This window comes from Amycolatopsis sp. NPDC001319, assembly GCF_042896185.1.
Taxonomy (GTDB): domain Bacteria; phylum Actinomycetota; class Actinomycetes; order Mycobacteriales; family Pseudonocardiaceae; genus Amycolatopsis.
This window is the reverse complement of the sequence record NZ_JBIAWY010000005.1, coordinates 505,649-527,051: the sequence shown is the minus strand read 5'-3', so window position 1 is coordinate 527,051 and position 21,403 is coordinate 505,649. Positions and strand designations below refer to the sequence as shown.

Sequence of the window (21,403 nt, the reverse complement as noted above, 5' to 3'; positions counted from 1 at the left end):
CGCCGTGTCCGCCGGCGGCCGGCACCGCGGCCCGGTTGTCGTTCAGACGGCCACGGCGGGCCGGATGTTGGCGCCCAGGTGGAAGACGTTGCCGGGGTCGTACTTCGCCTTGATCAGCGCCAGCCGGTCGTACTTTTCCGCGCCGTAGGCCGCGCGCACGCGGTTCTCGTCGTACTCCGTCATGAAGTTGACGTAGCCGCTGGCGCTCGACGCGAACGGCGTGAGTGCGGTCCAGAACTCGCGCACCCACGCGCGGTCCGCCTCGAACTCCTGCGGGTCGGCCGTGGTCGCCGCGAGGTTCACGGCGATCTTGGGCGTGCGCGTGCCGCCGAACGCCGTCGCGTCCTCGGCCACGTTGCAGAAGGCCTCGCGCAGCAGGAACATCGGCGTGATCGACAGCGGCGACGACTTGCGCGGCAGGTACTCGGCGATCACGTCGAGCACCTCGTCGCTCAGTTCGTCGACGTACAGCCCCTTCTCGTACGCCAGCATCCCGCGCGGAGCCGCGTCGTCGAGCATCTGCTGCAGCCCGACGTAGGGGATCGGTGCGACCAGCTCGAACGCGGCCGGCAGCCCGCGCCGGACCTGCGCGACCACCTCGGCGTGCTGTTCCGGCCCCTCGAACCCGGCGATGACGAGCGCGTACCCGGGCGCGAAGTGCGCTTCGGGCGGCACGAAATCGGCCGGCGGCGCGTTGAGGCCGACCAGCATGGCGCCCGTCGTCGGCGGCAGCGTCGTGAGGGTGTCGCGGATGAAGCGCAGCGCCTCGCGGCCCTGGGCGAGCGGCCAGAAGAACAGGCCCAGCTCGATGATCGGGCCGACCGGGTGCGCGCGGAACTCGAACGCCGTCACCACGCCGAAGTTGCCGGCCCCGCCGCGCAGGGCCCAGAACAGGTCGGCATTCTCGTCCGCCGACACGTGCAGCGGGGTGCCGTCGGCCGTGACGACCTCGGCCGAGATCAGGTTGTCGACGCTGAGGCCGTGGCGCGCGGTCAGCCAGCCGACGCCGCCGCCGAGCGTGAGGCCGCCGACGCCGGTGTCGCTGATCGTGCCGCCCGGCACCGCCAGCCCCTCCTGCTGGCCCGCCGCGTCGAGCTCGGCCCACGTGGTGCCACCACCGCAGCGGATGGTGGAGGAGTGCGTGTCCACGGTGATCGAGCGCAAGGCGCTCAGGTCGATCACGAGGCCGTCGTCGCACAGTGAGAACCCGCCGAAGCTGTGCCCGCCGCCGCGCACGCTCACCGGCAGCCCGTGCTCGCGGGCGAACGCCAGCGCCGTCGAGACGTCCGCGGTGCCGGCCACCTGCGCGATCACGGCCGGGTGCCGGTCGATCTGGCCGTTCCAGACCTTTCGCGCCTCGTCGTAGCCGTCGTCGGCCGCGGTGAAGACGGTTCCCGCGAACCCCCGCCGCAACGGGGTCACGTCCTTCGTGTCGAGTGTGGTCATGCTGCCCCCTCAGGCTTGGCGAATTGTCCAGTATTGGTCGCCTGTCGTCGCAGCTCAAGGGCATATCGGCGCGACGGGACCGGCGGCGCCGGGTTTCACGTACGTGTCCGAGACGTACAGATCCGGGCCCACGCGGTCCCAGATCGCGCTGGTGCCGAGGGCGCCGCTCACGGACTCGCCGGTCACCGAGCACTCGATCGGCACACGCGCGTACGGCGCGGCGACGCCCTTAATCGCCGCTGACGTGCTGGGGCTTTCGCGTAGATTCAGCGGCGCGCCGGCGGTGGTGATCACGCCGGCGGGGCCGCCGGTGCCCGTCCAGAGGTAGGTCACGTCCACCCACGAGCTGCCCGTGAGCCCGAGGCCGTCCCAGAAGACGCCGTCGGCGAGATCGATGCCCGCCGGGTTTTTCACCGCGCGCCCGCGGGAGTCCTTGCCGCCGTTGAAGCCGTCCTGGAACGCGGCCTGCGCTTCGGGCGTGCCCTGCGGCAGCGTGGGGAAGGTGGCGCGCTGATCTGACGGGTTCCAGTAGTCGTCGTGGGTGTTCCAGGGGCCGACCTCCCACACCGGCGCGAACTCGCAGCGCGTGCCGTCGGTGCGGCAGACCTTCGCCGTGTACGAGCCGGTTCCCTTGGGGGACACCGATTTCGTGGACGGGAACGACACGAAGTGGTCGCTCTTGGCGATGATGTGCCCGTTGGACGTCTTGCCGCCGACGAGGCCTTCGCGCGTCGCGTAGATCCGGTAGGTGAGCGGTTCGGTGACCACCGCGGCCCGCGCGGTGCCGCCCGACGCGGTGAGCGTCACCGCGCGCACGGTCGGTCGCACGCCGTCGGCCGTGCCGGACAGCGAGATCCGGGCCTGGACCACCTGAACGGCGAACGGGAACTCCCGGCCCGCCGGGGTCCACTCCGTCCAGTCGCCGGCGGCATCGCGGCCCCGGACGTCGACCTCCACGGCGGTGCCGGCCGGGACGTCGTCCACCACCCGCGCGGTCACCCGGCCCACCGAGGACCCCAGGCGGCGCGCGGCCGTGACGAGAACGCCGGAACTCCGCGCGGTGACCGGGTTCCACGCGGACTCGGCCAGGGTCAGGAAACCCGAAACCGAGGACACGTTCACGTCGTCACCGTCCACCGTGGACAGGTCCACCCGCCACGACCCGGCCGCGGCGGCCGGTGTCACGGGAACCACCGCGAGCACCGCGGCGAAAACCACGGTCACCCGCCGAACCAGACCTCTTCGGACCATTCCCGCTCCTCCACGACAAAGGGGTCCTGCCGAGACGTCATCCTCGTCTCGGCAGGACCCCTTGCCGTGCAAGCAAGCCCGCGCGTACGGGTCAGGCGGACACGATCCGCGGCCCCTCACCCGGAGCCGACTCCAGCCGCGTTTCCAGCGCCGACTGCTGCGGCCGCGCCGAAAGCTCCCGCCAGATCGCCAGCGCCCGCTCGGAGTACGTGCGCGAGCGTTCCGGCTGGCTGAGCGCCGAATGCAGCTCGCCGAGCAGCTGCGACACCTCGGCCTCCGACCGCCGGTCGCCGTTGCGGCGGTGCACGCTCAGCGAGTTGACCAGCAACAGCTGCGCGTGGGCGAAATCGCCGCTGTGCAGGCACAGCTCACCGAGGTTCTGGTTGGCGTACCCCACGCAATGGTCGTCGCCCAGATCGGTGAACACGGCGATCGCGCGCGTCACGAACTCGCGCGCGGGCCCGAGGTTGCCCTCGTGCTGGTGCAGCAGCCCGAGCCGCTGCAGCGCGTGGGCCTCGCGGTGCCGGTCGCCGATCGCGGCGGCCAGCTCGAGCGCGTCGGTGAACCACCGCTTGGCCGGCGCGTAGCACCTCTGCGCCATCCACACCGCGCCCACGGCGATGCGGATCACCGCCTCGCCGTGCCGGTCGCCGGCTTCGGCGAACAGCTTCGACGCTTCGTGGCAGCGCTCCAGCGCGAGGTCGTTGTCGCCCTGGATGCGCAGGATCGTGCCGAGCCCGGCGAGCGCGATGCCGGTGCCCTGCGCGTCGCCGACGCGTTCGTACAGCTCCCGCGCCGCGTCGAACGCCACGAAGGCTTCGGCGTAGCTGTCCTGGTACAGGTGGATCTGCCCCAGGTTGCGCTGCACGATCGCCTCGCCCCGCACGGCTCCCGCGCGCCGGGCCGCCGCCAGCGCCACCTCGTGGGTGGCGTGCCAGTCGTCCTGATGCCCGCGCAGGTCGAAGTACGGCGTGAACGCGGCCGTGAGCTGCCACGCCAGGTCGTCGAACCCGAGCTGCGCGGCCAGCGTCACCGCGGCGACGCCGGAGTGGCGCTCCGCGGCGAACCACGCGGCCGGGTCGGCCAGGAGCTCGGCCGTCCCGTCCGGCAGCTCCGGGTAGGGCACGGCGTGGTCGCGGTACTGGCCGAAGAAGTGGATCGGCATCCGCTCCGCCGCCGCGACGGCCAGCGCGAGGTAACCTTCGAGCACCCGCCGCACCGCGCGTCGCGTCTTCTCCGGCGCGTCCCGCTCGGCCAGCTCCGCCGCGTACACGCGGAGCAGGTCGTGCAGCCGGTACCGCGGCTGGCCCGTCGCGTCGGACGCGACGAGCTCCACCAGGTGGGCGTCGACGAGCACGTCGAGCACGTCGTCGGCCGACGGACGGCCCAGCGCGGCCGCGACCACCCAGGCCGGGAACTGGATCGGCCCCAGCGCACCCAGCCAGCGGAACGCCGCGGCCGCCGACATCGGCAGCAGGTCGTAGCTCAGCGTCACGCTGGCGCGCACGGCGAGGTCGCCGACGCGCAGCTCGTCGAGCCGGCGCCGCTCGTCGTGCAGTCGGTCGGCGAGGATCCGCAGTGACCAGCTGGGCCGGTTGGTGAGCTTCGCCCCGGCCACGCGGATCGCGAGCGGCAGGTGCCCGCACTGGCGCAGGATCGCGGCGGCGTTGTCGGGCTCCGCCGCCACGCGCTCGGCGCCGACGATGCCCTCCAGCAGCCGCGCGGCCTCCGGTTCGGGCAGGAGGTCGACGTCGACCGGCACCGCGCCGTCGAGGTCGGGCAGCCGCACCCGGCTCGTCACGAGGACCGCGCACGCGCCCGTGCCCGGCAGCAGCGGCCGCACCTGAGCGGCGCTGCCCGCGTCGTCGAGGACCACGCACATGCGTTTGCCGGCCAGGCGCGAGCGCAGCAGCGCCGAACGTTCCGGCAGATCGCGTGGCAGGCCCGCATCGGGAATGCCGAGCGCCCGCAACAACTCCGCGAGCACACCCATCGGCGCCCGCGGCGACGACGACGTACCGGCGAGGTCCACGTGGAGCTGCCCGTCTCCGAACGCGTCGCGCACCGCGTGGGCCACCCGGACCGCGATGGCGGACTTGCCGACGCCGGGCGCGCCCGAGAGCACCACCACCGTCGGCCGGCCCGTCTCGCCGTGTTCACGCAGGCGCGTGACCAGCTGGTCGACCACGTCGTCGCGGCCCGTGAAGTCCGGCAGGTCGAGCGGGAGCTGGCAGATCGGCAGCTCCGGCAGCGTTCGCGGTCGTGGCACCGCGAGTTCGGCCGGTACCGCGGGCAGCTCGGGCACCGCGGCGGGTGGCACGAGCGTGGCCCGCAGCTCTCGCAGCCGAGGCCCGGGTTTCGTCCCGAGCTCCGCTTCCAGGGTGTGCTCGGCCAGCTCGTAGGCCTCCACCGCCTCGGCGACCCGGCCGCCGTCGCGCAGCGCGGTCACGAGCTGCTGCCACAGCTCTTCGCGCAACGGGTGTTCGGTGACGAGGCCACGGAGTTCGGCGATGGCCTCGCCGTGGCGCCCCAGCGCGAGGCGGGCCCGCAGCCGCTGTTCCTGCACGGACAGGCGCAGTTCGGCCAGCCGCGCGATGGCCGCGCCCCAGCCGTGGTCGTGCGGCAGGCCTTCGAGCACTTCGCCGCGCCAAAGGGCGTCGGCTTTATCGAGCAACGCGAGCGCCGCTTCCGCGTCTCCGCGTTCGAACGCTTTCCGCGCTTCGGCAGCGTGGTTGGCGAACAGGACGTGATCGAGTTCTTCGTCTGCGGCCGAGAGCAGATATCCCGACGCGCGGCTGCTGATGCGGTCACCCAGCTCGGGTGCCGTTTCCGCGAGCCGCCTGCGGAGGGAGTGGACGTAGGTGCGGATGTTGGCTGCCGCGGAGCGAGGTGCGGTACCCGGCCAGAGGATTTCGACCAGCACTTCGGTGGACACCACGACATTCGGCTGCAGAGCCAGCGCGGCCAGCAGCAACCTCGGCTTCGGCCCGCCCAGTGGGACGGTCCGGCCTTCAGCAATGACCTCCAACGGTCCGAGAATTCGGAACGCCAGTGAAGTCAACAATTTACCCGCCTGAGCGGCAAGGTCCCCATGACCGGGCATGCTAGGAGCGTTCGCGCAGGTTAGCTAGATCCGTTCGGCGGCTCGCGTCCCCTAAATCGCGATTTGTACGGGTCGTGTACAACGCTTCGACACGCTATGGCCATGAAGCGTTCGAAGCTCCGGCGGTTCGCCGGATTCGGGGTTGTCTTGGCCGCGATCGGCGGGTTCGCGCTCACCGCGGCAGTGCCCGCGTCAGCCACGGTGCCGGGCAAGGTCCAGACTGCGGGCGATCCGCTCAACGTCCGCCGCGCGCCCAACGCCGCCGCCACTGCCGTGAAGACGGTGGCCAACGGCGCGACCGTCAACATCGAGTGTCAGACCACCGGAAGCTCAGTGGCGGGCCCGCTCGGCACCACCACGATCTGGGACTACGTGCCCGCGCTCGGCGGCTACGTGTCCGACGGCTACGTACAGACCGGCTCCGACGGCCGTGTCGCACCCGACTGCGGCACCGGTACCGGCAGCGCCCAGTGCGCCGCGTCCTGCGCCGCCGAGGGCGTGTTCCGCTCGTCCGACGCGCACTTCGTCGCCTACGACACCAACGCCGACGGCAGTTCCGGCGTCGTGCAGTACTGGCTCTCCGACGGCTCGGGCCCGTACTACGTCTGGGCTTCCGGCGGCAACGGCACGTCGGTGGACAAGGCCGCGCCCGTCGCGAAGGGCAAATGGGTCTTCTACAAGGTCTGCACGGGCCACAACACCTCGCCGCCGACGTTCGCCGGCTGCAGTGCCGGCCTCACCGACTTCGCGGCCTGACCACCCCTACTCCCCGAAAGGATCCCCTGACATGGGCCAGGTGAACCGGCGCTCGGTGCTGCTGGGCGGACTCGCCGCCGTGAGCGCGGCCGCGGCGACGACCGCTCTGCCTTCGTGGGCCAACGCGCGCACCGCCGTCGCCGCCCCGGCGATCCACGACCCGTTCCAGCTCGGCATCGCCTCGGGCGACCCGTTGCCGGACAGCGTGGTGCTGTGGACGCGGCTCGCGCCCGCGCCGCTCAACGCCGACGGGTTCGGCGGCATGCCCGACGCCACGTACGCGGTGGACTGGGAAATCGCGAACGACGAGGCGTTCTCCTCGATCGTGCAAAGCGGTTCGGTGAACGCGGTGCGCGCGTCGGCGCACAGCGTGCACATCGAGCCGACGGGCCTCGAGCCGGCGCGCGAGTACTTCTACCGCTTCAAGTCCGCCGGCTACATCTCGCCGGTCGGGCGCACGCGCACCGCGCCCGCGGCGGGGGCGGCCGTGAACCAGCTGAAGTACTGCTTCACGTCGTGCCAGCACTGGGAGGAAGGCTGGTACCACTCGTACAAGGGTGTGGTGCGCGACGATCCGGACCTCGTGCTGTTCCTCGGCGACTACATCTACGAAAAGCCGTCCGGGCGCAAGAAGGCGGAGCTCAACCCGCGGCGGCTCGCGGTGCCGTCGGACACCACGACTTTGGCTCTGTACCGGGCCCGGCACGGTCAGCACAAGACCGATGTGGACCTTCAGGCCGCGCACGCGCTGGCGCCGTGGCTGGTCGTGTTCGACGACCACGAGGTGATGAACAACTGGAACTCCACCACGAGCCCGGCCTCGGCCGCCCGCAAGAGTTACGGCTTCCAGGCGTTCTACGAGCACATGCCGATCCGGTCCACCGCCAAGCCCAGCGGCTCGTCGATCCAGCTGTACCGCCAGTTCCTGTGGGGCAACCTCGCGCGCTTCCACATGATGGACACGCGCCAGTTCCGCAGCGCGCAGGTCACCGGCACCGCGTGCGGCCCGTACCGCGACACCTCGCACACGATCACCGGTACGGCGCAGGAACAGTGGCTGCTCAAGGCGTTCGAGACGCACCCAGCGACGTGGGACTTCCTGGGCCAGCAGGTGTTCTTCGCCCAGCGCGACGGCGACGGCAACTCGGCGACGTGCGAGAACCCCGACTCGTGGGACGGCTATCAAGCTTCGCGCGATCGCATCACGCAAGGCTGGATCGACCGCAAGGTACCCAACCCGGTGGTGCTCACCGGCGACGTCCACCGGCACTGGGCCGCCGACCTGCGCAAGGACTACTTCGACCACAGCGATCCGATCGTCGGCTCGGAGCTGGTGACCACCTCGGTCACGTCCAACAGCGACGACGCCGCGCCGCCGTCGGCCGCGTGGCTCGCGAACAACCCGCACATCAAGTACTGCAAGGGAGAACGCGGCTACGTGCGGGTCACCGCCACGCCGGCGCAGATGCTGGCCGACTTCGTGGTGGTGTCGGACACGAGCGTGAACGACCCGGCGAAGCTGGTGATCAAGACGGACAAGAGCTTCGTGGTCGGCGCGGGCTCGAAGGGCCTGCAGGCGGTATGAGCACCCGACGGAAGTAGGTGGTGTTTCCCGGTCCGGCGTGCTCCGCGATACCGCGATGCGGAACTTTCGAATCGGACTTTTGTTCCTTTAGGCGACATTCCACTCGGGACAGTGCGGACGAACCGGACTTCCTCCTTGTGCACCAAGGAAGATCGAGTGCGACTTCGAGATAACGGTTCCGCACCGGCGGGCCGGACGCTTCCCCGGCGGCCGGTGCGGACCTAGTCTCGGGCCGGACGCTTGCGGCCTGGGCGCCGCGATTCACGAGGGAGTTGCCTGTGCGAAGAAGTCTCACCGTGTTCCTTTCGCTGGCGATGGCGGGTGGCCTCGCGGCCGCCACGCCGGGGCTGGCGTCTGCGGCATCGGCCCCGGGCCGGGCCGACATCCCCGCGTCGCACCCGCTCTGGGCGAACCCCGGGGCCAAGGTCGCGAACACCGCACCGGCGTCCAAGCTGGACTTCCGCGTGTACCTGAACCTGCGTGACGAGGCCGGTGCCGAAGCCGTGGCGGCGGGCGTGTCCGACCCGCACTCCAAGAGCTACCGGCAGTACCTGTCGCCGCAGCAGGTGCGCGACCGCTTCACCGCTTCGGACCAGACCGTGTCCGCGGTGAAGACCTGGCTGTCCGGTGCCGGGTTCCAGATCGGCGACGTGCCGTCGAACCGCGCCTACGTGGAGGCCGTCGGTACGGCGGACCAGGTGCAGAAGGCGTTCGACGTCACGCTCGGCAAGTACGCCGTGAAGGGCCAGACGCTGCGGGCGGCGGACAAGAACCTGTCCGTGCCGGCTTCGCTCGCTTCGTCCGTGCTGGGTGTCGTCGGCGTCGACCAGGCGACGAGCCTGCTGAAGCCGGACCACACCTCGGGTGCCGACACCGCTTCCGCCAAGTCCTCCGGGCCGGCCACCGCGCCTCCCGGCGCCGGGTTCCGCAACTCGGGCCCGTGCAGCGACTACTACGGCCAGAAGACCGACACGGTCGACCCGGCGTACAACGGCGAGCAGCTGCCGTACGCGCCGTGTGGCTACAAGCCGGCGCAGCTGCGTTCGGCGTACGGCCTCGACCAGGCCGCCAAGGTGGGGGCCGACGGCCGCGGCACCACGATCGCGATCGTGGACGCCTTCGCGTCGCCGACCATCTACGCCGACGCGTCCGAGTACGCGAAGCGCAACGACCCGGCGCACCCGCTGACGAAGGCCCAGTTCAGCCAGCACGTCTTCCCGGTCAACCCGGCCGACGAGGGCCCGGACCAGTGCGACGCCTCGGGCTGGTACGGCGAGGAGACGCTCGACGTCGAAGCCGCCCACGGCCTCGCGCCGGGTGCGAACATCCTCTACGTCGGTGGGTCCGACTGTGAGGACCTCTCGCTCGACACCGCGCTGAACTACGTGATCGCCGGCCACAAGGCCGACATCGTGTCGAACTCCTACGGCGACACCGGCGAGGACCTGCCGGCGGACGAGATCAAGGCGTTCAACCAGATCGCCGTGCAGGCCGCGCTCGAGGGCATCGGCGTGTACTTCTCCTCCGGCGACAACGGTGACGAGGTCGCGCGCCTCGGCACGCCTTCGCCCGACTTCGCGGCTTCGTCGCCGTGGGTCACCGCCGTCGGCGGCACCTCGCTGGCGGTCGACAAGTCCGGCAAGCGGACCTTCGAGACCGGCTGGGAAACCGGCAAGTCCACGCTCACCGCGGGCGCCTACACCCCGGCGTTCCCGGGCGCCTTCAACGGCGGCGCGGGCGGCGGCACCAGCCGCGTCTTCGCGCAGCCGGCGTACCAGAAGGGCATCGTGCCGGACGCGCTGTCCACGAAGAACCAGAAGGGCAAGGCCAAGGGCCGCGTCGTCCCGGACATCTCCGCGGTGGCCGACCCCAACACCGGCATGCTCGTGGGCCAGACCCAGACCTTCCCTGACGGCGTGTACTACGACCAGTACCGCATCGGCGGAACCAGCCTGGCGTCCCCGGTCTTCGCGGGCGTGATGGCCGTGGCCGACAGCCTGGACCACTTCCACCACGGCTTCATCAACCCGGCGCTCTACCAGCTCACGTCGCGCACCGGTGCGATCTACGACGTGAAGCACGTGGACGGCGCCGTGGAACGCGTGGACTTCGCCAACAGCGTCGACGCGTCGGACGGCCTGCTCACCTCCGCCCGCACGTTCGACTACCCCAACCTCACGATCCACACCACCAAGGGCTACGACGACGTCACGGGCCTCGGCTCGCCGAACGGCTTGGCCTTCTTGTTGCTCGTGTGATCCGCCACTGAGGGTCGATGCAGGCCCCTGCTTTGCCGCGATGGTTGCGGCAGGGTGGGGGCCTGCTTCGGGTCAGGGGTGGCCTCAGGCGCTCGACCCGGCCCCCGCCGGGGTGTGCCGCATCTTCCGCACCGCCGGCGACAACAACGGCACCACCGCCGCCACCGCCAGCACCACCCCGCCGGCCGTCGCCACCGGCCCGGTGCCGAACGACGAAGCCAACGGACCCGCCGACAGCTGCCCGATCGGGATCCCCACATAGGACCCGAAGTCGTCGTACGCGGCCATCCGCGACAGCAGATGTTCGGGGACGTTCTCCTGCACCGTCGTGTCCCAGGCGACGTTCGCGACCCCGCTGCCAAGGCCCGCGACCAAAGCCGCCGCGGCCAGCGCCACGAACCCCGGCGATGTCCCCAGCACGATCAACGGCGTGGCCGCCAACGCCGCACACACCTGCCCCAACGTCAGCAGCCGGCGCGCCGCCACGCGGTACATCACCACGCCCGTGATCAGCACGCCCGCGGCCCGCACGCTCAGCACCACACCCCACGACACCTCACCGATGGTGGCGCGCGCGATGGTCGGCCCGAGGACCTGCCAGACGCCCGTCTGCGCGATGTTGACGACCGTGAACGCCGCCACGATCTGCCACAGCCACGTGATCCGCCGGAACGCCTGCCAGCCCTCGCGGATGCCGTGGAGGATCCCTGCCCGCGACGAGCCGGCAACGGGCGGCAGACGCAGGAAGCTGAACGCCAGCCCGGCCACCACGAACGACACCCCGTCCGCCGCGATGGCCCACCCGCCGCCGACGGTGGCCACCAGGATCCCGGCGACCGACGGCCCCGCCACCTTCGAGAGGTTGCGCGCCGACGACAACAGCGAGTTCGCCTGACGCAACAACCCCCGCTCGACCAGCTGCGGCACGATCCCGCGCAACGCCGGCGTCGTGAACGCCGTGAGCACCCCGTTGGCGAACTCCGTGCAGACCAGGAACGGCAGCGAGTAGTTCCCCGTCAGCAGCACCCCTGCCGCCACCAGCTGGGTCGCGCCGCTGCCCAGGTTGGCGAGGCGCAGCACCAGATCCCGCGGGAACCGGTCGGCCACCGACCCGCCGACCAGCAGTAACGTGAGCATCGGCACCATGTTGGCCGCCAGCACGATACCCAGGTCACCCGACTCCGGGCTCGCGTCGAGCACCGCGAACGCGAGCGCCACCGGCGTCATCGCACTGCCCACCAACGACACCGACCGCGCCCCGAAGAACACGGCAAACCGCCGCGACGCCAGAACCCCCATTTCGATCATCGTGCCAGCGGAGTGTGGCAGCGCATAACCGATAAAGCGGTTTCAGCGACCACCCGAGGGCGACCGCGCCGACTACCTACGGCGCGGACGGCTTCTACGCGAGGCTCGACTCCGCGGGAAACCTCCGCTGGGTGGTGGCGTCGGTGCGGTCGAACCCGTTCGAGCGGATCGCGGTTTCCGCAACGGCGGTCGTGGTAACCAGCAACCTGGGAAACTCGGTCTCTTCCGATCTCCTCGACCCGAACTTCTCCCGGCCGGGGAGACGTTCGTCGCGGAAGCTTCCCCCCGGCCCGGGCGCGGGGAATCATGAGCCCGGCAAAACGGGAGAAGGGCCAGTACATGAGCGGGATCGACGCGGAGGTCTTCGGGGGACGCATGCCGTCCGGTGCGGGGGACTTCGCCATCGAGACGCACGGCATCACGCCCGTGCCCGAGGCGAACCGGTTCGGCCGGCCGTGGCGGCTCGCGAGTGTGTGGTTCGCGCCCAACCTGACCATGACCGCCGTCTTCACGGGCACGCTCGGGTCGACGATGGGGCTGGGCTTCACGACCGGGTTCATCGTCGCGCTCGTCGGCACGGTCCTGGGCTCGCTGCCGCCCGCCTACCTGTCCACGTGGGGCCCGAAGACCGGCACGGGCCAGCTACCGCTCGCGCGGCTGCCGTTCGGCAAGACCGTGGTGCTGCCCGGGCTGGTGCAGTGGCTCGGCAGCATCGCCTGGGACGCGCTGGTCGGGCTGTTCGGCGGCGAAGCGCTGGCGGAGCTCACCGGCTTGCCGTTCTGGCTCGCCGTGGTCGTGGTCCTGGCGCTCCAATGTCTGCTCGGCGTGTTCGGTTACGCCGTGATCCACCGGGTGCAGGCCGTGATGAGCGCGGTGCTCGTGGTCGCGTTCGTGGCGCTCGCGGTCAAGGTCGTGCTCGACCACCCGATCACCTTCACCGACTCGGCGACCGGCGGCGACTACGCCGGCGCCGTCGTGCTGTTCTCCACGATCACGCTCAGCCTCGCCATCTCGTGGGCGCCCTACGCCGCCGACTTCAGCCGCTACCTGCCCGCCGACACGAAGCCGGCGGGGGTCTTCTGGTTCACGCTGCTCGGGCTCGTCGCGTCGTACGCGCTGGGCGAGGGCATCGGCCTCGCGCTCGGCTCGGCGCTGGGCGACCAGACCGCCGCCGGCGTCTCGCAGCTGGTCGGTGGCGGCGTGGTCGGCGGGCTGGCGCTGCTGGTGATCGCGCTGGCCGCCGTGTCGTCCAACGCCATGAACGACTACAGCGGCTCGCTCGCCCTCCAGACCGTGGGCGTGCGCCTGCGCCGGCCCGTGTCCGCGGTCGTGGTGACCGTGCTGGCGTTCGCGCTCATCCTCTGGATGCACAGCGGCGACCTGTCGGCGAAGTTCGAGAACGTGCTGCTGTTCGTGAGCTACTGGATCCCGCCGTTCCTGGGCGTCGTGGTGCCCGACTGGCTGCGCCGAACGAAAGGCCGGCAGATCGACATCCTTGCCGAGCTGCGCAAACCCACCCGGTCCTGGGCCGCGCTCGTCGCGTTCCTGATCGGGTTCGCCGCGGCGGTGCCGTTCATGAACACCACCGTCTACACCGGACCGGTCGCCGCCGCGCTGCACGGTGCGGACCTGGCGTACTACGCGGGGTTCGTCGTTTCGCTGGTGGCGTACTTGCTCCTGCGCGGCGGGAAGAAGGTTGACCTCCAGTAAGGTAGAGGTCGCACGCTGGTTGGTACCTACTCCAGGAGGAACCATGCCAGTCGCCGTCATCACCGGCGCGTCAGCCGGTCTGGGGCGGGCCCTAGCCGGGGCCCTCGTCCGTCGCGAGTGGACAGTGCTGGGCACCGCGCGGGGTGAAGAAGCGTTGCGCGCCACGGCCGACGAGCTCGGCTTCACGGCCGTGCCCGGCGACGTCACGGACCCCGCGCACCGCGCCGCCCTGGCCGAGACCGCCGGGCCGCGGCTCGACCTGCTCGTGAACAACGCCAGCAGCCTCGGCGTCAGCCCGCTGCCGCCGCTGGCCGACTACCCGCTCGAAGCCCTGGAATCCGTCTACCGCACCAACGTTTTCGCGCCCCTGGCCCTCATCCAGACGTTGCTGCCCGCGCTGAACGCCGCGAACGGCGTCGTCGTGGACATCAGCTCCGACGCCGCCGTCGAACCCTACGAGGGCTGGGGCGCCTACGGCTCCGCCAAAGCCGCGCTCGACCACGCCACCGCCGTCCTCGGCGTCGAGAACCCGGAGCTCGCCGTCTACGCCGTCGACCCCGGTGACCTGCGTACGGCCATGCATCAGCTCGCCTTCCCCGGTGAGGACATCTCCGACCGGCCGCTGCCCGAGACGGCCGTGCCCGCGTTCCTCCGGCTGCTCGACGAACGCCCGCCCAGCGGCCGCTACCGCGCCGCCGACTTCGCCCCGGCGGTGCACCGGTGACCACACGGTTCTCCCTGCCGGACGGCTCGCTCGCCACCGCACCACCCGAAGCGCGAGGCCTGGCCCGCGACGAGGTCCGCCTGCTCACGGCAGGTCCGGACGGCGTCGAGCACGCCACCTTCCGCGAGATCGGCGACCACCTGCGGCCCGGTGACCTGCTCGTCGTCAACACCTCGGCCACACTCCCCGCGGCCGTCGACGCCGTGCGCGGCGACCACGTCGTCGGCGTCCACTTCTCCACCGAGCTCGACGACGGCACCTGGGTCGTCGAGCTCCGCGCCCCCGGCGGCCCGCTGCTCGACGGCCACGAAGGCGAGCACCTCGCCCTGCCCGCAGGGGCCGGTCTCACCCTGCTCGCCCCGCACATCGCCGGCCAGCGGCGGCTGTGGCGGGCCCGCGTCGACGTCGAGGGCGGCGTCGGGAAGTACCTGGCGCTCGTCGGCCGCCCCATCCGCTACGGCTACGTCCCGCGCACCTGGCCGCTCACCGACTACCAGACCGTGTTCGCCCTCGACCCCGGTTCGGCGGAAATGCCCAGCGCCGCCCGCCCCTTCACCGCGGAACTGGTGACTCGGCTCGTCTCCCGCGGCGTGCTCTTCGCGCCGATCCTCCTGCACACCGGCGTCTCGTCGCCCGAAGCGGGCGAGCCGCCCTACGCCGAGCGGTTCCGCGTGCCCGCCACCACGGCCGCGCTGGTCAACTGGGTGCGCACGCAGGGTGGGCGGGTCGTCGCCGTGGGGACCACCGCGGTCCGCGCGCTGGAGTCGGCCGTCACCGACGGTGCTGTCACCGCCGCGTCGGGCTGGACGTCGCTGGTGCTGGGCCCGGAGCACCCGGCGCAGGTCGTCGACGGGCTCGTCACCGGCCTGCACACGCCCGAGGCTTCGCACCTGCTGCTGCTCGAGGCTGTCGTCGGCCCCGACCTGGTGCAACGCGCCTACGACGCGGCCGTCGAACGGAGGTACCTCTGGCACGAGTTCGGCGACGTGTCGCTGCTGCTGAGCAAGTAACGGCAGACCTGTCAAGGGGATCTCAGCAGAATTCCCGCCATGCGGATGTCGATGCGCCCGGGTGAGTGACCGTGCGAACCTCGCCGGGACCCGTCGCCGCTGGAAGGGCCCACCCGTGCGCAAGCTCCCGAGAACCCGTCTGCTCGCCTCCGCGCTCGTCGCGCTGACCGCGGTGGGTGCACTCGCGGGCTGTTCGCGCGCGGATCGTCCCCAGACGGCGGCCGCGAACGAAGGCGCCGCGACCGAGGTCCGCCTCGGCTACTTCCCGAACGTCACCCACGCGCCGGCGCTGATCGGCGTCGACAAGGGCTTCTTCACCCAGCAGCTGGGCAAGACGAAGCTCACCACGCAGACGTTCAACGCCGGCCCCGACGAGGTCAACGCGCTGCTCGGCAAGTCGCTGGACATGGCGTTCATCGGGTCGGGCCCGGCCATCACGGCGTTCAGCAAGTCCGAAGGCGCGATCCAGCTGGTCTCCGGCGCGGTCTCGGGCGGCGCGCAGCTCGTGGTCAAGCCGGACATCACCAGCCTCGAGGGGCTCAAGGGCAAGACGATCACCACGCCGCAGCTGGGCAACACCCAGGACGTCGCGCTCAAGAAGTTCCTGGCCGGGAAGAAGCTCACCGGCCAGGTCACCGTGACCACGATGGACAACCCGAAGACGCTCGACGCCTTCCGCAAGGGCGACGTCGACGGCGGCTGGCTGCCCGAGCCGTGGTCCTCGCGGCTCGTGCTCGACGCCGGCGCGAAGGTGCTCGTCGACGAGAAGTCGCTGTGGCCCGACGGCCGGTTCCCGACCACCGTCGTGATCGTGCGCAGCGAGTTCCTGCAGCAGCACCCCGACACCGTGCGCGCGGTGCTGAAGGGCGAGCTGGCCGCCATCGACTGGGCCAAGGCCAACCCCGCCGACGCCAAGACCGTCGTCAACGGGGCGCTCAAGAAGCTCGCCGGCAGCTCGCTGAGCCCGGCCGTGCTGGACCGCGCGTTCTCCGGCATCGAGCTGACCACGGACCCGATCCCCGAGCAGTTCCCGCAGCTGGCGCAGGACTCCGTCACCGCGGGTGTCGCGAAGTCCGCCGTGGCGCTGAAGGGGTTCGCCGACTTCGGCCCGCTCAACGAAGTTCTGCAGGAAGCCAAGCAGCCCGCCGTCGAAGCTCCCGCCCTGGCCAAGTGATTCCGGCTCGGCAACTCAGGCGGTAATTCAGGAAAGAGGCAGCGCGCGATGACGATCACCCTCCCCAGTGGACGGACCGAGTTCACCGGCACGGCCGCCGTGCGCCTGTCCGGCGTCGGCAAGGCGTTCGGCCCGGCCGGACGTGCCGTGGTGGCGCTCGACGGCGTGGACCTGACGGTGGCGCCGGGCGAGTTCGTGTGCCTGCTCGGGGCTTCGGGCTGCGGCAAGAGCACGCTGCTGAACCTCGTGGCCGGCCTCGACGCGCCGTCGGCGGGGGAGATCACGCTCAACACCTCGCGCCCGGCGGTCATGTTCCAGGAGGCCGCGCTGATGCCGTGGCTCACGGCCGCGCGCAACGTCGAGTTGCCGCTGCGCCTGGCCGGCTTCGGCCGCGCCGAGCGCCGTCGGAAGGCCGCCGAGCTGCTGGATCTGGTGCGCCTGAACGGCGTGGGCGGGAAGCGGCCGCACGAGCTGTCCGGTGGCATGCGCCAGCGGGTCGCGCTGGCCCGCGCGCTCGCCGCCACCCACCGCGTCGGCGGCGATCCTGAGCAGGCGCTGCTGCTGATGGACGAGCCGTTCGCCGCGCTCGACGCCATCACCCGCGACGTGCTGCAGGGCGAGCTGCTGCGCGTGTGGGGGAGCACGGGCACGTCGGTGCTGTTCGTGACCCACGACGTGCGCGAGGCCGTGCGGCTGGGCCAGCGCGTGGTGCTGCTGTCGTCGCGGCCCGGCCGCGTGGTGCGCGAGTGGACCGACGTGCCGCTGGCCGACACCGAGGAGCTGACCGAGGAAATCACCGGCCACCTGCGAAAGGTGATCAGCACCCATGCCGCAGCCTGACGGACCCGTCGACGAGCTGGATGCCGTCGGTTCCGGCCTCGACGCGCTCGACGCCCCGGTGGGCGAGCGCCGCCCGTCGTTCTGGCGGCGGTTCGCGTGGGGTTTCCTGCCGCCGGTGGTCGCGCTCGTGCTGCTCGTGGTGGTGTGGCAGATCCTGTGGGCCGCCGCGTTCTGGCCGGAGGCGCAGCTGCCCGCGCCGCTGGCCGTGTGGAACGAGTTCTGGGACCGCCTCACCGACGGCGAGGTGTTCGGTTTCATCTGGACGTCGCTGCACCGCGCCGCGCTCGGCTTCGCCGCCGGTGTGGTGATCGGGACGCCGCTGGGTCTGCTCGTCGCCAAGGTCCGCGTGGTGCGTGCCGCGATCGGACCGCTGCTCACGGGGCTGCAGAGCCTGCCGTCGGTGGCCTGGGTGCCGGCCGCGATCCTGTGGTTCGGCATCAACGACGCGGCGATCTACTTCGTCGTGTTGCTCGGTTCGGTGCCGTCGATCGCCAACGGCCTCGTGTCCGGTATCGACCAGATCCCGCCGATCCTGCCGCGCGTGGGCCAGGTCATGGGCGCGCGCCGCCTGGCCGCGGCCCGGCACATCCTGCTGCCCGCCGCGTTGCCCGGCTTCCTCGCCGGGCTGAAGCAGGGCTGGGCGTTCTCGTGGCGCTCGCTGATGGCGGCCGAGCTGATCGCGCTGTCGCCGCAGCTGGGCGTCGGCCTGGGCGCGTACCTGAACCAGGGTTCGTCGCTCAACGCGATCGAGAAGGTGATCGCGGCGATCTTCCTGATCCTGCTCGTCGGGATCGGCATCGAGCTGCTGGTGTTCCGGCCGCTGGAGCGCGCCGTGCTGCGGGCGCGGGGGCTCACGTCCTCGCTCTGACGGGGCTGATCCGACGCGTCCTCACGGCACCCACCACAATGTCCGATCATGGCCCCCGCGATCTTGGCGCTGCTCGCCGATCTGATCTTCGTCGTGCGGTTCCTGCGCGAGCCTCGGCGGCTCGGCAACGCCGTGTGGTTCGCGATCGCTCTGGTGTTGACGGGGTTGTGGCTCTTCAGCCTCACGGCCGGGCTGGTGTGGCTGCAGACCGTGGTGCTGATCGTCGTCGCGGTGGTGGCGGTGGTGGCCGCGCTGGTGCTGCCGTGGGCCTTGATCGCCAACGGCGCCGTGATGTGGCGCCGCGAGGGACACCGGCCGGCGAACATGCTGTCGCTGCTCGCGGGCCTGGCGATCCTGGCGGTGTACGTCTTCACGGTCGCCGCGGTGGCGTTCACCCGCACGGCGCCGTGGCTGATCGTGGTCGCGTTGTCGGCGGTGTTGTTCTCGGCGTACCTGGCGTTCGTGTTCACGGCGCTGCTCATGTACTCCGTGCTCTACAGCCGGCTGAACCGCCGCGCCCACGCCGCCGCGATCATCGTGCTGGGGTCCGGCTTGCTGGGCGACCGCGTGCCGCCGCTGCTGGCCAGCCGGCTCGACCGCGGGGTCCAGTGCTACCAGCGCTCGCCCGAGGCCGTCGTGGTCGTGTCCGGCGGCCAGGGGGCCGACGAGCTCACCTCGGAAGCCGCGGCCATGGCGGCGTACCTGGAGAAGGCCGGGGTGCCTCGCTCCTCGGTGGTGCTCGAAGACAAGGCCACCACGACCGACGAGAACCTCCGCTTCAGCGTTGAACTGCTCCGCGCGCGGGGGATCTCCGGCCGGATCCTCGCGGTGACGAACAACTACCACGTCTTCCGCACGGCCATTCTGGCTCGCCGCCTCCGGCTGCGCCTGGACGTGATCGGAGCGCGGACGGCTTCGTACTTCGTGCCGAGCGCTTTTCTGCGCGAGTTCGTGGCTTTGCTGCTGCAGTACAAGAAGACGAACGTCGCCGCGTTCGTGGTGCTCGTCGGGTTCCCCCCGGCGTTCGCCCTGCTCGGCCAACTCTGACGGCTGCCTCCGGCGCGCTCCGCTCGGCCCTCGAAACGCCCCAATGTGGCGTTGGGTGCGCTGGGTGCACCGAACGCCGCATTGGGGCGCGCTGAAGGCACCGAACGCCGCGTTGGGTGCGCTGGGTGCACCGAACGCCGCGTTGGGTGCGCTGGGGACGTACCGAATGCCGCATTGGGGTGCATTGGACGCACCGAACGCCGCATTGGGGCGCATTGAACGCACCGAACGCCGCATCGGGTGCGGTGGGGACGCACCCAACGCCGCATTGGGGTGGGGCGAGCGGGGGCGGGTGGTGCGGAAACGAAGACCGGCCCGCGGGCGGGGAGCCTGCGGGCCGGTCTGAAGTGGACGGTCAGCGCCCGGTGCGGCGAGAGCCCGCGCGGGTGCCGGCCGAGAACGACGCGGCGCCGCGGCTGGAGCCGGAGGCCGAGCCGGCGCGGCTGGGCTGCTGGGAGCGGGCGCCCGGCTGGCCGGAGCCGCCGCGGCGCGGTTCGCCCTGGGTGCGGGCGGTGGCTGCACCCCGACCGCCGCCGGTGCGGCCCGCTGCGGAGCCACCGCGGCCGGCGCCGCTGCGGGACCCGGCGGAACGACCGGCGTCGCCGCGACCGCGCCCGGCACCCTCAGCAACCGTTTCGCGGCCGCCGCGACCACGGCCGCCGCCCTCGCCGAACGATTCGCGAGCAGCCGCACCGCGGCCATGACCTTCGCCGAACGATTCGCGAGCGCCAGCGCCACCACGGCCGCGGCCCTCACCGAACGAGTCCCGGCCGGCGCCACCGCGGCTGCCGCGGCTCGAACCGCCGCGGCCCGCCGACTCGCCCCGGCGCGAGGCGGCAGCGCGGGAGCCCTGGCCGCCACGGTTCTCCGGGGCCGGTCCACCGCGACGGCCGTTGCGGACGGAGGCGTCGCCGCCGGAGGCGGTGACCTTCTTGGGGCGGTTGTCGACGATGGGGCGGCGCGGCGAGGCGTCGAAGGTGCGTTCGCCGGGGGCGAGCTCGGCCAGCAGCGGGTGGCCGGGGCCGATCTGCGTGGTCGTGGGCCTGATGCCGGCCTTGCGGGTGAGGTCGCGGACGTCGGCGATCTGGTCGTCGGTCATCAGCGTCACCACGGTGCCCGACGCGCCGGCGCGCGCGGTGCGGCCGGAGCGGTGCAGGTAGGCCTTGTGCTCGACCGGCGGGTCGGCGTGGATGACGAGGGTGACGTCGTCCACGTGGATGCCGCGGGCGGCGATGTCGGTGGCGACCAGGGTGCGTGCGGCGCCGGTCGAGAAGGCCTCGAGGTTGCGCGTGCGGGCGTTCTGGCCGAGGTTGCCGTGCAGTTCGACGGCAGGCACGCCGCTGGCCACCAGCTTGCGCGTCAACGACTTCGCACGGTGCTTGGTCCGCGTGAACACCAGCGTGCGGCCGGGGGCGGCCGTGAGGTCGACGAGCACCGGCAGGCGGTGGGTCTCCTCGAGGTGCAGCACGTGGTGCGTCATGGTCGACACCGGCGACTGGGCCGAGTCGACACTGTGCGTGACCGGGTCGTGCATGAAGCGCTTGACCAGCACGTCGACGCCGCCGTCGAGGGTCGCGGAGAACAGCAGCCGCTGGCCGCGCTCGGGCGTCTGGTCCATGATGCGCCGCACCTCGGGCAGGAAGCCCAGGTCGGCCATGTGGTCGGCCTCGTCGAGCACGGTGATCTCGATCTGGTCGAGCTTCACCTCGCCGGAGCGCATGTGGTCGGCCAGGCGGCCGGGGCAGGCGACGACGATGTCCACACCGTCGCGCAGGCGCGTGATCTGCGGAGACGCGCTCACGCCGCCGAAGATCGTGGTCGTCTTCAGGCCCAGCACCTTGCCCAGCGGCGCGATGGTGGCCTCGATCTGGGTGGCGAGCTCACGCGTCGGCGCGAGGATCAGCGCGCGCGGGCGGCCGGGGCGCCGGCGCGTGGGGCCGGCGGCGAGGCGGGCCAGCACGGGCAGCGCGAAGCCGTAGGTCTTGCCGGAGCCCGTGCGGCCGCGGCCGAGCACGTCGCGGCCCGCGAGCGTGTGCGGCAGCGTGGCTTCCTGGATCGGGAACGGCGCGGTGACGCCCTGGGCCGCCAGCGCGTCCACCAGGGACTTGGGCAGGCCGAGTTCAGTGAATGTGGTCATAAGTGCGTACGGGCGCTCGAAACGCCCCGGTTCTCCATACGTGAGAAGGGTTGTCCTGCCCGGCGCAGACCTCGGGGGGCCGCGGCGCTGTGTCTTAGACAAACGGGTAGTCGACAACACGATCCGAGGCAGAACTGAGCGGACCGCAAGATCAGTATAGCTCAACGTGCACAAAGGGCCGAGTGA

The 21,403-nt window shown here is 71.6% G+C and carries 15 protein-coding genes; 10 read left to right on the top strand and 5 right to left on the bottom strand.

Annotation, left to right across the window (positions count from 1 at the left end):
* Positions 1–42: 42 nt before the first annotated feature.
* The 3 genes from ACFY1H_RS21615 to ACFY1H_RS21605 all read right to left on the bottom strand — a co-directional run bounded on the left by ACFY1H_RS21615 (position 43) and on the right by ACFY1H_RS21605 (position 5,800).
* Positions 43–1,446 carry an FAD-binding oxidoreductase gene (locus ACFY1H_RS21615; RefSeq protein WP_386948798.1) on the bottom strand — a complete coding sequence of 468 codons (1,404 nt, stop codon included), beginning with the start codon at positions 1,444–1,446 and terminating at the stop codon, positions 43–45.
* Positions 1,447–1,500: 54 nt separating this feature from the next.
* Complete coding sequence (locus tag ACFY1H_RS21610; protein WP_366579089.1) at positions 1,501–2,670, bottom strand: hypothetical protein; 1,170 nt, start codon at positions 2,668–2,670, stop codon at positions 1,501–1,503.
* Positions 2,671–2,788: 118 nt separating this feature from the next.
* Positions 2,789–5,800, bottom strand: coding sequence for a BTAD domain-containing putative transcriptional regulator (locus tag ACFY1H_RS21605; RefSeq protein ID WP_386948795.1), 3,012 nt, complete (start codon positions 5,798–5,800; stop codon positions 2,789–2,791).
* 102 nt (positions 5,801–5,902) lie between these two features.
* Between ACFY1H_RS21605 and ACFY1H_RS21600 the strand changes: the two genes are divergently transcribed.
* The 3 genes from ACFY1H_RS21600 (at position 5,903) to ACFY1H_RS21590 (ending at position 10,399) form a co-directional block, all read left to right on the top strand.
* Positions 5,903–6,556: a hypothetical protein gene (locus tag ACFY1H_RS21600; RefSeq protein ID WP_386948792.1), complete on the top strand. Its 654-nt coding sequence runs from the start codon at positions 5,903–5,905 to the stop codon at positions 6,554–6,556.
* A 31-nt stretch (positions 6,557–6,587) separates the two neighbouring features.
* The gene (locus tag ACFY1H_RS21595) at positions 6,588–8,141 is read left to right on the top strand and encodes an alkaline phosphatase D family protein (protein ID WP_386948789.1); all 1,554 of its coding nucleotides are present in this window, start codon (positions 6,588–6,590) and stop codon (positions 8,139–8,141) included.
* A gap of 278 nt (positions 8,142–8,419) precedes the next feature.
* Complete coding sequence (locus tag ACFY1H_RS21590; protein ID WP_386948787.1) at positions 8,420–10,399, top strand: protease pro-enzyme activation domain-containing protein; 1,980 nt, start codon at positions 8,420–8,422, stop codon at positions 10,397–10,399.
* An 84-nt stretch (positions 10,400–10,483) separates the two neighbouring features.
* On the opposite strand, the gene ACFY1H_RS21585 is transcribed toward ACFY1H_RS21590, so the two are convergent.
* Positions 10,484–11,698 (bottom strand): MFS transporter, encoded by a 1,215-nt coding sequence (locus ACFY1H_RS21585; protein ID WP_386948784.1) that lies wholly within the window; start codon positions 11,696–11,698, stop codon positions 10,484–10,486.
* A 315-nt stretch (positions 11,699–12,013) separates the two neighbouring features.
* Between ACFY1H_RS21585 and ACFY1H_RS21580 the strand changes: the two genes are divergently transcribed.
* The 7 genes from ACFY1H_RS21580 (at position 12,014) to ACFY1H_RS21550 (ending at position 19,080) form a co-directional block, all read left to right on the top strand.
* Entirely contained in the window at positions 12,014–13,417 is a 1,404-nt protein-coding gene (locus tag ACFY1H_RS21580) for a cytosine permease (protein ID WP_366579098.1), read from the top strand.
* Between the two features lie 43 nt (positions 13,418–13,460).
* On the top strand, positions 13,461–14,141 hold the full coding sequence (locus ACFY1H_RS21575) for an SDR family NAD(P)-dependent oxidoreductase (RefSeq protein ID WP_386948780.1): 681 nt from the start codon (positions 13,461–13,463) through the stop codon (positions 14,139–14,141).
* The gene (locus ACFY1H_RS21570) at positions 14,138–15,151 is read left to right on the top strand and encodes an S-adenosylmethionine:tRNA ribosyltransferase-isomerase (RefSeq protein ID WP_386948778.1); all 1,014 of its coding nucleotides are present in this window, start codon (positions 14,138–14,140) and stop codon (positions 15,149–15,151) included. The genes ACFY1H_RS21575 and ACFY1H_RS21570 overlap by 4 nt, the downstream gene beginning before the upstream one ends.
* A gap of 115 nt (positions 15,152–15,266) precedes the next feature.
* Complete coding sequence (locus tag ACFY1H_RS21565; protein ID WP_386949389.1) at positions 15,267–16,325, top strand: ABC transporter substrate-binding protein; 1,059 nt, start codon at positions 15,267–15,269, stop codon at positions 16,323–16,325.
* Positions 16,326–16,373: 48 nt separating this feature from the next.
* A complete protein-coding gene (locus ACFY1H_RS21560; RefSeq protein ID WP_366579103.1) occupies positions 16,374–17,165 on the top strand; it encodes an ABC transporter ATP-binding protein in 792 nt (263 codons plus the stop codon).
* On the top strand, positions 17,152–18,033 hold the full coding sequence (locus tag ACFY1H_RS21555) for an ABC transporter permease (RefSeq protein ID WP_386948775.1): 882 nt from the start codon (positions 17,152–17,154) through the stop codon (positions 18,031–18,033). Before ACFY1H_RS21560 ends, ACFY1H_RS21555 begins: the two co-directional genes overlap by 14 nt.
* Before the next feature lie 48 nt (positions 18,034–18,081).
* Positions 18,082–19,080, top strand: coding sequence for a YdcF family protein (locus tag ACFY1H_RS21550; protein WP_386948772.1), 999 nt, complete (start codon positions 18,082–18,084; stop codon positions 19,078–19,080).
* A 355-nt stretch (positions 19,081–19,435) separates the two neighbouring features.
* Here the strand turns inward: ACFY1H_RS21550 and ACFY1H_RS21545 are convergent, their stop codons facing one another.
* The gene (locus ACFY1H_RS21545; protein ID WP_386948769.1) at positions 19,436–21,217 is read right to left on the bottom strand and encodes a DEAD/DEAH box helicase; all 1,782 of its coding nucleotides are present in this window, start codon (positions 21,215–21,217) and stop codon (positions 19,436–19,438) included.
* Positions 21,218–21,403 lie beyond the last annotated feature (186 nt).